Source organism: Actinoplanes sp. NPDC049802 (assembly GCF_040656595.1).
Classification (GTDB): Bacteria; Actinomycetota; Actinomycetes; order Mycobacteriales; family Micromonosporaceae; genus Actinoplanes.
Map to the genome: position 1 here is coordinate 155,495 of NZ_JBFAMR010000002.1, position 11,089 is coordinate 166,583.

The following is an 11,089-nucleotide window of genomic DNA, read 5'->3' on the forward strand; positions in this document are numbered from 1 at the left end:
GTGCCGCCGACGTCACCACCGGGTGACGTCGGCGGCACGGTGTCATTCGATCGTCAGGCAGGAGGCGGACTTGTCGGCGGCCCGGTCGGTCCGCACGAAGTCGGCGCCCTGCAGCTTGTACCGGTAGCTGAGCCTCAGCTTGGGGCAGGCGTTGCTGTCGGTGCTGTCCGTCCCGTACGCCTTGATGGTCACCGCGCCGCCCTTGACCGTCAGGCCGATCACCCACGGCTGGTCGGTGGGGCCGACGTCGGTGAGGATCGGCTTGCCGATCCGGGTGGGCTTCTCCACCGGCGACTTGCCGTCGAAGACCTCGATGGTCGACGGGAAGTAGGAGGTCGAGGCGTCGCAGGTGCGCGCGACCAGCGCGTCGGCGGTGTTGTCGCCGTTCACGTCGCCGACCGCCACGTTCTGGACGATCGCCTCCTGCTCGGCGTCGGCGCACGCGGTGACGTAGTTGTCCCAGTCACCGCCGTCGCCGACGGCGGCGAGCGTGCCGGTCGGGTCCTCGGCCTCCGGCAGCTTCTCCGGTGCGACGGGGCTGGCCGTGACGCTGGGCGCGGGACCGATCGGCGCTTCCGTGGCGCCCTTCTCGTCCGGTGTGCAACCGGCGAGCAGGGCCAGCGTCATCAGCGAGACGGCCGTGACTCTTGTGGACAAGTCGATCTCCCCCGTGCGTGACGTGATCACTTCCGCGCCACAGCCTAGGCGGTCGCCTCCAGCAGAAGGGCGCTGGTCGGAACCCCGGTGCCAGCGGTCACGAGCACCGGCCCGTCGCCGGGGATCTGGTTCACGGCGGTGCCGCGGATCTGCCGGACCGCTTCGGCGACGCCGTTCATGCCGTGGATGTACGCCTCGCCGAGCTGGCCGCCGTGCGGGTTCACCGGCAGCCGGCCGCCCAGCTCGATGCCGCCGTCGGCGATCAGGTGCCGGGCGTCGCCGCGTCCACAGAAACCCAGCTCCTCCAACTGCATCAGGACGTACGGGGTGAAATGGTCGTAGAGCACGGCGGTTCGCACCTCGTCCGGACGGTACCCGGACTGCCGCCACAGTTGCCGGGACACCACTGCCATCTCCGGCAGGGCGGCCATGTCCGGGCGGTAGTAGCTGGTCATCACGTACTGGCCGGGGCCGCTGCCCTGGGCCGCGGCGGCGATCACGGCGGGCGGGCGGGGCAGATCGCGGGCGCGTTCGGCGGACGTGACCACCACGGCGACCGCGCCGTCGCTCTCCTGGCAGCAGTCGAGCAGCCGCAGCGGTTCGGCGATCCAGCGGGAGGCGCGATGGTCGTCCACAGTGATCGGGCGGCCGTGGAACCAGGCGTACGGGTTGGTGGCCGCGTGCCGGCGGGCGGCGACCGCGACCCGGCCGAAATCGTCGGTGGTCGCGCCGGACTCGTGCAGGTAACGGCGGGCCACCATGGCGACCTGGGCGGCCGGGGTGGCCAGGCCCATCGGCACGTGCCAGCCGGCGTCGGCGTCCGGGGGCGCGTAGGCCCGGCCGAACCGGCGGCCGGACCGCTCGTTGAGCGCGCGGTAGCAGACCACCACGTCGGCGAGGCCGGTGGTGACCGCCAGCACCGCCTGCTGCACGACCGCGCAGGCGGCGCCTCCGCCGTACCCGATCCGGGTCAGGAAGGTCAGCTCGCCGATGCCGAGTTCGCGGGCGACGGCGATCTCGCTGTTGTCGTCCATCGTGAAGGTGACCAGGCCGGAGACGTCGGCGGGCCGCAGGCCGGCGTCGTCGACGGCGGCCCGGATCGCCTCGACGGCGAGGCGCAGTTCGCTGCGGCCGGAGTCCTTGCTGAACTCGGTGGCGCCGATCCCGGCGATCGCGGCGGTCCGGCTGATCACGGCGCCACCTCCACGGTTCCGCTGACGTGCACCCCCGCGGCGGTACGCCCGGTGACCTCCACGCGACGGCCGAAGACCTGCCCGGTGAAGGTGAGCGTGTCGTAGGCGTGGCAGGGGGTCCCGAGCCGGATCCGGATGCCGCGCACCACCGTGTCCGGGCCGAGCGCGTCGGTGACGAACCGCTGCACCAGCCCGGTGGTGGTGAGGATGTTGAGGAAGATGTCCTTGCCGCCGAGCCGGACCGCGGCGTCCCGGTCGTGGTGCACGTTCTGGTAGTCGCGGGTGGCCAGCGCCGTGCTGATGATCAGGGTGGGTGTCACCTCGATCGTCCACGGTCCGAGGACCGGCACGTCGGGGCGCCACACCGGCAGGCCGTCGTCGAAGGACACCCGGACCGGGTCGCCGATCTCGGGGCGGGGCCCGCGGTACTCGGCGACCACGCGAACGCCCTCCGGGAGGTCGGCCAGCACGACCGTGTAGGGGGCACGCCGGCCGGGGACCGGTGGATGGTGGTGGACCACGTAGCTGTGGATCCGCCCGGTTCCCTCGACCGGCGGGTGTTCCGGTTTCAGGCAGCCGCAGTGCGGGCAGGCCGGGCCGGGTGGGTGCCGGAAGGTGCCGCATTCACCGCACCGCTGGAGGCGCAGTTCGCCCGCTTCGGCGCCCGCCCAGAAGGCGGCGTTGTCCGCGGTGATCACCGGCCGCATCCGCTCGGGAGCCGGTTCGTCCTTTCTGGGCGACGGTTTGTAGCGCAGAATCCGGAAACGCATCTCCCCCACCGGCTCGTCGCCGACCAGCCAGGTGCTGACCGTGGTGACGAACCAGCCCTCGCCCAGGGAGGTCCGCTTGGGCCCGGCGGCGCCCTCCAGCCGGCTCCGGACACGGACGGTCTCACCGATCCGGAGCGGCCGGTGATAGACCTGATCGGAATCGGTCGCGACGACAGCACCGTACCCGGATCTGTCCAATTCATCGGACATCACCTGCAAGGGGTCCTCGTCGCTCGACGGCGCCGGCCCCCGCATCGTCCACACCTGGATCATCGCGGGCGGCGCCACCCCGTCACGCTCGTAGACCGGATTGCCGTCCCCCATCGCCTCCAGCCACGTGCGGATCATCGGCAGGTTCACCGGATCCCGCCCGGCCCGCGCCGCCGTCTCCCCCGCCTCGGTCAACCGCGTCACGACGTCCTCGATCATCCGCTACCTACCTGGGCACTCGGGGCAGGCCGAGGCCCGCGCTGGCGATGATCTCCCGCTGGATCTCGTTGACGCCGCCGCCGAAGGTCAGCACCAGATCCCGCTCGGCGTGCCGGCCGAGCCAGTCGAGCAGGTCCGCGGTGCCCGGATCGGCCGGATCACCGTGCCGGGCCACCAGCTCCTCCAGCTCCTGACCGAGCCGCAACAGCCACTCGGAGGAGAAGACCTTGGTGGCGGAAGCGTCCGCCGGGGCCGGCTCGCCACCGGCCACCTGCCAGTTGAGCAGCTCGTTCACACGCAGCGCCGCGTGGGTCCGGGCGAGCGCGCGGCGGACCTCCGCGATCTCCGAAACCCCGTTGGCGTACGCCCAATCGCGCACCCGATCGTGCAGTGCGCCGATCCGCCCGGCCGGGCCGAGCATGACGCGCTCGTGGTTGAGCTGTGCGGTGAGCAGCCGCCAGCCGCCGTTCTCCGGCCCGACCCGGCGGCTGACCGGCACCCGTACGCCGCTGAGGTAGGTGGTGTTGACGTGATGCGATCCGTCGCTCGTGATGATCGGCGTCCACGAGTAGCCCGGATCGCCGGTGTCGACGATCAGGATGGACAGTCCGCGGTGCCGGTCGGCGTCCGCGTCGGTGCGGCAGGCCAGCCACAGGTAGTCGGCGACGTGCGCGCCGGTGGTGAACGTCTTCTGGCCGTCCACCACGTACTCGTCACCGTGGCGCACCGCCCGGGTCCGCAGCGCGGCGAGGTCGGTGCCGGCCTCCGGTTCGGTGTAGCCGATCGCGAAGTGCAGCTCCCCGGCGAGGATCCGTGGCAGGAAGAACCGACGCTGCTCCTCGGTGCCGTGCGCGAGCAGGGTCGGCGCGACCGTCTGGAGGGTGACGGCGGGCAACGGTACGTCGGCGCGGGCCGCCTCGTTGACGAGGATCTGCTGCTCGACGGGGCCGAGGCCGCGCCCGCCGTACTCGACCGGGAAACCCAGGCCGAGCCGGCCGTCGCGGCCGAGCCGGGCCACCACGTCACGGTAGGCGGGCCCGAGCCGGTCGCGCCGCAGCTCGTCGCGCTCGGCGGGCGTCATCACCGTCGGCAGGTAGGCGCGCAGTTCGTCCCGCAGGGCGCGCTGCTCACCGGTCAGGTCGAGGAACAGCCCCGTCGTCCCGGCGCCGGTCCGTCCGGGAGTGGCCGACCGCTCCCGCCCCTCGGCGAGCCGTGTCTGCCGGTCTTCGGCACCACCCGAAACAGCGAGCCGCGTCTGCCGGTCTTCGGCGTCGCCCCAGACGGCGAGCCCCGTCTGCCGGCCTTCGGCACCACCCGAAACAGCGAGCCGCGTCTGCCGATGTTCGGCACCACCCGGAACGGCGAGCCGCTCGCCGAGCCGCGTCAGCCGATGTTCGGCGCCGCCGAGGAAACGGACCAGTTCGCGGATCAGCGTGGTGTGCCGGTGCAGCGGGTAGTCGATCGCCAGTCCGAGGCCGCCGTGCAGGTGGTGGCAGGTGCGGGCGGCGTGCGGGGCCTCGGCGGTGAGCCACTGGGCGGCGACGTGCAGGTCGTCGTCGGCGTTCCGGCCGGTGCCGAGCCGCCATGCCGCGGTCAGGCCGGCGAGGTGCAGCGTACGCGCGACGATGTAGACGTCGGCGATCTGCTGGGCGACGGCCTGGAAGGTGGCGAGCGGCCGCCCGAACTGGCGCCGGGTCCGGACGTGTTCGGCGGTCAGGGCGAGTGCCCCGGCGAGCGCCCCGTCACCGAGCGCGCAGGCGCCGGCCACGGCGTACCGGTGCAGATCGGTGTGGCAGTCGCGGCCGCCGAGCGGTTGTCCCGGTGCGCCGGTGAGACGCAGCACGCCGCCGGCGAGGGAGGCGCCGGGCCCGGCCGGGTCGATGACCACGATGCCCGGCCCGGCGACCGTGACCAGCAGCCGGTCGGCTGTGGTGACACCGACCTTGACACCGGAGGCAGTGGTTCGCGGCGTTTCCGGCAGGGGGTCACCCGGCTCGGCGACGGCGAGGCCGAGAATCCGCCCGTCGAGCAGCTCGTCCTGCTGGTCGGCGGTGCCCCACCGGGCGACGGTGAGGACGGCGGTCAGGTGCCCGAGTGCGGCGGGCAGGTCGAGGGCCCGGCGGCCGATCTCGGTGAGCACGAGCGCGGTCTCCAGGACGCCGAGCCCGGCGCCGCCGAGCCGTTCCGGGACCGCGAGGGTGAGCAGCCCGACCTGGCCGAGCGCGGCCCACGTCTTGTCCGGATCGCCGGCGGCGCCGTCCAGCACTTCACCGGCGAGGCGGATGATCGCCTGCTGCGACTCGTCCGGCTGAAAATCCATGACACTGATTAGAACACGTTTCAGTTTGCGCGTACCACGGTTAGGTGACACCGGGACGCAACGCGCCGTTGCTAGGCTTGATTCACAGGCGAGAGGGCGACCATGGCAGTCACGAGAACGAGTACCACCAACGGCGCGCGAGGAGCGCTTACCGGCGTCGATGTCGCGGGCTCAGCGGCGCAGCGCGACCGGCGGCGCCGCATCCTGGAGGCCACGCTGGCGCTGGCGTCCAAGGGTGGTTATGACGCGGTGCAGATGCGCACGGTCGCCGAGCGGGCCGGCGTCGCCCTGGGCACGCTCTACCGCTACTTTCCGTCGAAGATCCACCTGCTGGTGTCGGCGCTGGCGGGCGAGTTCGAGACGATCCAGGAGAAGATCGGGCGCAAGCCGATCCCCGGCGACACGCCGTATGACCGGACCCTCTACGTGCTCGGCCGGATGACCCGGACCATGCAGCGGGAGCCGCTGCTCGCCGAGGCGATGACCCGGGCGTTCATGTTCGCCGACCCGTCCGCCAGTGCCGAGGTCAACACGGTGGCCGGGCTGATGGAGGACATGCTCACCCGCGCCATGCACTCCGGCGACGACGGTGAGCCGACCGCCGACGACCGGGCCAAGGCGCGGGTGATCGGTGACGTGTGGCTGTCCAACCTGGTGGCCTGGGTGACCCGCCGGGCGTCCGCGAACGACGTCGTCAACCACCTCGAGCTGGCCACCCGCCTGCTGGTCCGCTAAACCAGTGTGTTGAGTTGGGGCGCGGAGCGCACCCCAACCCCACACGCTGATCTTCAGCACCCCAAACCCAGCGTGTGAAGTTCGGGTGCGGAGCGCACCCCAACTCAACACACTGGTTTTCAGCACCCAGATCCCGGCGTGTGGGGTTTGGGCGCGGAGCGCACCCAAACCCCACACGCCGGTTCAGCCTGCCAGGGCGGTCAGCTTCTCGACGGCCTGCTGTGCGGCGGGCCCGGCCTGTTTCTCCAGCATGGCGGCCATCGGCCCGTTGAGCGCCGGCCCGGCGAACTCCATCTCGTAGGTGACCCGGGACCCGGCGCCCTCGGGCTCGATGACGAAACGGTTCTTCGCCTTGACGCCCATCGGGCCGTCGCCGGCCATCTCCAGGCGGTTCGGGGCGTCCGCGGCGACGACCTTCCAGGCCATCTCGGCGGGCATGCCCATCAACTTCACCTTCTGCTTGTACGTGGTCCCCTCCGCCACCGTCGCCGGCACGTCGCCGGTGAAACCCTGGTGCATGCTGTTCCACTCGGGCGTCCGGGGCAGATCGGTGACGACCTGCCACACCTTGTCCGGCTCGGCGGTGGTGGTGACCGAGACGCTCACCTTGGGCATGTCTTCCTCCTCATCACGGTGTGGCCGCCACGTCGAGGCCGGCCACGTGTCCGAAGGTCATCGCGGGTCCGAGGGTGGAGCCGGCGCCGGCGTAGCTGTGGCCCATCACGGCGGCACCGGCGTTTCCGGCGGCGTACAGGCCGGGGATCACCGAGCCGTCCGGGCGCACCACCCGGGCGCGGGCGTCGGTGAGCAGGCCGCCCTTGGTGCCGAGGTCGCCGGGGACGATCGTGAAGGCGTGGAACGGCGGCAGCCAGATCGGTGCGAGGCACGGGCTGGGCTTGTTGGTGGGGTCGGCGAAGTAGGCGTCGTAGGCGCTGTCGCCCCGGTGCCAGTCTGTGTCGCGGCCGGCGCGGGCCTGGGCGTTGAACCGGTCGATCGTGGCTCGCAGCGCGCCCGCCGGCACGCCGATCTTCGCGGCCAGCCCGGCGATGGTCCAGTCCTTGACCAGGGCGCCGCTTTCGTACCACTCGTCGGGGTAGGGCAGCAGCGGGGCGAGGTCCTTGAACAGGTACCGGTTCCGGTAGTCCTGGTCGGTGATCATCCAGCAGGGGATGTGGCCCTTGTCGTACATCACGTGCACGACGTCGCTGTACGGCGCGGCCTCGTTGACGAACCGCTGCCCGGCGGAGTTGACGAAGATGGTGCCGGGCAGGGTGCGCTCGGAGAGGCAGAACCACGGCTCGCCCGGCAACGGGATCATCGGCCCCCACCAGGCGTCGTCCATCAGCGCGAGGGCGGCGCCGGCCCGCTGTCCGGCCTCGATGCCGTCGCCGGTGTTGGAATCGGCGCCGATGGTCCAGGCGGTGCCGATCGGCGCGGCCTGGTACTGCTTGCGCATCCGCTCGTTGTGCTCGAACCCGCCGCTGGCCATCACCACGGCACGCCGGGCCCGGATCAGGGTCTCGGCGCCGGCGCGCCGGGCCAGCACCCCGGCCACCCGGCCGTTCTCCACGTGCAGGTCGAGCAGCGGCGTGTTCAGCCAGACCGGCACGTCGGCGGCGATCAGCCCGGCCCGCAGCCCGCCGGCCAGCGCCTGACCCATGGTGACCGGTTTCTGCCCCTGGGCGGCGAGCTGGAGGTAACGCCAGACGATCTCGCTGGCCGTGGCGACGCCGCGCGGGTGCCGGGCGATCAGCGACAGCCACTTGTAGTCGACCGTGTAGACCACCGTCCCGGCGGGGCTGGCCTGGTACGGCCCGTTGAGGTGGGCCAGCTCGTCGCCGAGGACGTTGGCGTCGAGGGCCCGCGGCTCGATGGACCGGCCGGTGGGCATGCCGCCGGGCAGCTCCGGATAGTAGTCCGGGTAGTCCTTCATCCAGGCGAACCGCAGTGGCGTCCAGCGCTGGAGGAAGGCTATGGCGCGCGGCCCGTTGACCAGGAACGCGTGCCGGCGGGCGGCCGGCACCTCGGGCCCGACCACGGCCGCCAGGTAGGTGTCGGCCTTGCTGAACGTGTCCGGAACCCCGGCGGCGAGGATCACGTCGTTGTTCGGCACCCAGATCCCGGCGCCGGAGCGGGCCGACGATCCACCGTAGACGGGCGCCTTCTCGATGAGAACCGTGTTCAGTCCGCTGCGGGCGGTCGTGAGCGCCGCTGTCATCCCGGCGGCACCGGCGCCCACCACGACGACGTCGTATTCCACGGTGACCGCCATGGCCTCTCCATCCGCCGGGCGCTTTACCTCTCCGCAATAACTAGAACAGGTTATAGCAGTGTGATGAGATTCACTAGGTGCGACGAGGCCGCCGTATAGGAGCCTGACAGGGTGACCGAAAGTGAGAACGGCCGCCGGCTGCACGCCGTCGATGACGCGCTGCCGCGCCGGCGCGAGGCGATCAGCGAGCTGGGCGACGCGCTGCGGCTGCTCGTCGAGCACGCCACCGCCACAGAGGCGCCCACCGAGGAGTTGCTGCGTGCCGCCGAGCGGATCCGGCAGGCCGCCGCCCCGCTCGGCGTACGGGTCCGCGGCCGGCACGAGCCGCCGTCCGCCGACGACGTGCGCGCCGGGGTGCGCCTCTACAACCCGGTGACCGGTGCGGGCAGCGCCTTCGCCCCACCCCTGGAGATCCGCCAGGAGGGTGACGTCACGGTCGGCGAGTGCACGCTCGGGCTGGCGTTCGAGGGTCCGCCCAGCTACGCGCACGGCGGGGTCAGCGCCATGCTGCTCGACCAGATGCTCGGCTACGCGGCCGGCGCCTCCGGCAACCCGGGAATGACCGTCCGGCTCGACACCGGCTACCGCAAGCCGGTGCCGCTGCTCACCCCGCTGCGGCTGACCGCCGAGGTGGTCGACGTGGACGGCCGCCGGGTCACCGTGGCCGGCTCCATCACCACCGCGGCCGAGCCCGGCGAGATCCTGGTCGCGGCGACCGGCGTGTTCGTCGGCCTGCGCGCCGAGCAGGCCCGCCGACTGTTCGGCGCGGTCATCGGCCGCACCAAGGAGTCCCGCGCCGGCTGAGCCGGGCGGTCAACTCCAGCCGGCCCTGTCTCCCACGCGCCGAAGCAACACCCACGACCAGCCGGACGATCAACTCCAGCCGGCCCTGAGCGCTTTCTCGCGGGAGTTGAGGCAGCGCTCACGACCAGCTACTCGATCACGCGAGCCTGGTGGGCGTCACGGTCGCCGGGGGCGACATCCGGATGGATCAGACCTTCAGCGTACGGGCGGGCGCGCGCCACCAGCTCGGGAACGACGCCGTTGCGGGTCGCCAGCAGGTCCACCCAGGCCGGCAGCAGGGCGAGCACCCGGTCGGCGAACTCCTCGTCCAGGATGTACTCGTCGCGGATGTTCCGGACGGTCCAGGCCACCCGGTGCGGCGAGCAGCCGACCGCCAGCGACGGCACGTCCGACGGCCAGGCATCGAGCAGGGCTATGGCCTCGTCCCGCGTATCCGGGCACCGCCGCATCCACTCGGCGGCGAGTGCCGGGAGGTCCTCCCGCCGGCGCGGCACCGGGTGGGCGGGCAGTGACGCGACGACCGTCTCGGCCAGGCGGCGGCAGCGAAGGTACTCGGCGTGCTGCTCGACCGACTCGCCACCGAGCGCGGTCAGCCCGGACAGCGCCGGGAGCACATCCTTGAGCAGCTCCGGGTCGTCGGCCTCGCGCCAGCAGGTGCCGCCGGCCGCGACCGGGCCGACGCCGACCTGCCAGGCGGCCAGGGCCTCCTCGGGCGAGGCGTAGAAGCCGGCGTGCACCGGCAGCGGCATGATGCCGCAGGCGTCGATGTCCCACAGATACCAGCGGATCGGGCCGTCCGGCACGGCGAACGGCGCGACCACGGCGAACCGGGTGCCGTACCGGTCTGGGGTCCACAGCACCGCGCCGCCCAGCGCCGGGCCGGGCATCTCCAGGCCGGTCCGTTCGCGAAGCGGAGACGGCAGGATCGCGGCGACCGCGGCCCGCACCCGCTCGGCGCCGTGCTCGCCGCCGGTTTCGGCGGGCTCCACGCCGGTCTCGGCGGGCTCCACGCCGGTCTGGGCGACTGCGTCGGCCAGAGCCTCGGCGAACTGCTCCGGGCCGATGTGGTGGTCGTCCTCGGTGAAAGGCTCGCCGAGCCGCTCGCGGCCGTCCGCGGGACGGTCCGCCAGCTCGGTGAGCAGCGGGCCGAGCCGGGCGCACAGCTCGTCCTCCAGTACGGTTCCGGTCGCCGGTGACTCCCGCAGCGACTCGGCCAGGGCCCGGGCGTGCGGGCGGGCCGCCTCCACCCGGCGGGCGTGCGCCTCCGTCCAGCCGGAGACCAGATTGGCCAGCGACACCCGGCGGGTGTGGTCACGACGGCGGCTCGCCTTGGCCGCCGCCGCGGACTTCGATGACTTCTTGCGCTTACGAGAGACCGGCACGGGCCGAGAATAGGTGTCGTTCCCGGCTCCGGCTCGCCGTGGTCACCCGCACGGGCGGTTCGGTTCTGTCGCACGGATCACGCGGAGCCGCAGCGTGGCCCAGCAGGCGCCGCCTGGCCGCATCGCGACCTCGCCGCACTCCCACCCGATTCCCGCGACGGAAGCGACAACAAAACGCCCGGCCGGCACTGAGCGCGGCTTCCCCAACGCCGAAACAACCCCGACCCTGCTCTGGCGAAACCGCCCGCCTGTACGCCCGCCGGGCGTGCGGGGGCGCACAGCGCACCGACTGTGCGCCCGAACACCGCTGTGACACTCGTGAGCGACCCCGCAGGGCCCTGCATGCGTGCCCTGCATGCGTGCCGAATCGCTCGGCCCCATCTGCCGCCGGGCGGGCGCCACAGGCGCACCAACGGTGCGCCCCGGCACCCTGCCACCCCGGCGTCCCGGCGCTCTGCCGTCCGGCGTCCTGCCGTCCCGGCGTCCTGCCGTCCCGGCGCTCTGCCGTCCCGGCGTCCTGCCGTCCC

9 protein-coding genes and 2 pseudogenes are annotated in these 11,089 nt (G+C 72.6%); 2 read left to right on the forward strand and 9 right to left on the reverse strand.

Features of this window, described 5'->3' with window-relative positions; genetic code table 11:
• Positions 1-42: 42 nt before the first annotated feature.
• The 6 genes and pseudogenes from AB0I88_RS02155 to AB0I88_RS02180 all read right to left on the reverse strand — a co-directional run.
• The gene (locus tag AB0I88_RS02155; protein ID WP_361017348.1) at positions 43-657 is read right to left on the reverse strand and encodes a hypothetical protein; all 615 of its coding nucleotides are present in this window, start codon (positions 655-657) and stop codon (positions 43-45) included.
• Between the two features lie 44 nt (positions 658-701).
• On the reverse strand, positions 702-1,850 hold the full coding sequence (locus AB0I88_RS02160) for a lipid-transfer protein (RefSeq protein ID WP_361017349.1): 1,149 nt from the start codon (positions 1,848-1,850) through the stop codon (positions 702-704).
• Complete coding sequence (locus AB0I88_RS02165; RefSeq protein WP_361017531.1) at positions 1,847-2,215, reverse strand: acyl dehydratase; 369 nt, start codon at positions 2,213-2,215, stop codon at positions 1,847-1,849. The genes AB0I88_RS02160 and AB0I88_RS02165 overlap by 4 nt, the downstream gene beginning before the upstream one ends.
• A pseudogene (locus tag AB0I88_RS02170) lies at positions 2,207-3,049 on the reverse strand (OB-fold domain-containing protein); the annotation flags it as partial. The gene AB0I88_RS02165 and the pseudogene AB0I88_RS02170, both read right to left, overlap by 9 nt.
• Positions 3,050-3,056: 7 nt before the next feature.
• On the reverse strand, positions 3,057-4,199 hold the full coding sequence (locus AB0I88_RS02175) for an acyl-CoA dehydrogenase family protein (protein WP_361017533.1): 1,143 nt from the start codon (positions 4,197-4,199) through the stop codon (positions 3,057-3,059).
• Positions 4,200-4,421: 222 nt separating this feature from the next.
• A pseudogene (locus tag AB0I88_RS02180) lies at positions 4,422-5,369 on the reverse strand (acyl-CoA dehydrogenase family protein); the annotation flags it as partial.
• Positions 5,370-5,471: 102 nt separating this feature from the next.
• Between AB0I88_RS02180 and kstR the strand changes: the two are divergent.
• Positions 5,472-6,104: a cholesterol catabolism transcriptional regulator KstR gene (kstR, locus tag AB0I88_RS02185; RefSeq protein WP_361017351.1), complete on the forward strand. Its 633-nt coding sequence runs from the start codon at positions 5,472-5,474 to the stop codon at positions 6,102-6,104.
• Between the two features lie 183 nt (positions 6,105-6,287).
• Here the strand turns inward: kstR and AB0I88_RS02190 are convergent, their stop codons facing one another.
• Both AB0I88_RS02190 and kstD read right to left on the reverse strand, forming a co-directional pair.
• Positions 6,288-6,719 carry an SRPBCC family protein gene (locus AB0I88_RS02190; protein WP_361017353.1) on the reverse strand — a complete coding sequence of 144 codons (432 nt, stop codon included), beginning with the start codon at positions 6,717-6,719 and terminating at the stop codon, positions 6,288-6,290.
• Positions 6,720-6,732: 13 nt separating this feature from the next.
• Positions 6,733-8,376 (reverse strand): 3-oxosteroid 1-dehydrogenase, encoded by a 1,644-nt coding sequence (kstD, locus tag AB0I88_RS02195; RefSeq protein WP_361017354.1) that lies wholly within the window; start codon positions 8,374-8,376, stop codon positions 6,733-6,735.
• Positions 8,377-8,487: 111 nt separating this feature from the next.
• On the opposite strand from kstD, the gene AB0I88_RS02200 reads away from it, so the two are divergent.
• On the forward strand, positions 8,488-9,180 hold the full coding sequence (locus AB0I88_RS02200; protein ID WP_361017356.1) for a PaaI family thioesterase: 693 nt from the start codon (positions 8,488-8,490) through the stop codon (positions 9,178-9,180).
• A gap of 128 nt (positions 9,181-9,308) precedes the next feature.
• On the opposite strand, the gene AB0I88_RS02205 is transcribed toward AB0I88_RS02200, so the two are convergent.
• The gene (locus AB0I88_RS02205; protein WP_361017358.1) at positions 9,309-10,562 is read right to left on the reverse strand and encodes a hypothetical protein; all 1,254 of its coding nucleotides are present in this window, start codon (positions 10,560-10,562) and stop codon (positions 9,309-9,311) included.
• Between the last annotated feature and the right edge of the window lie 527 nt (positions 10,563-11,089).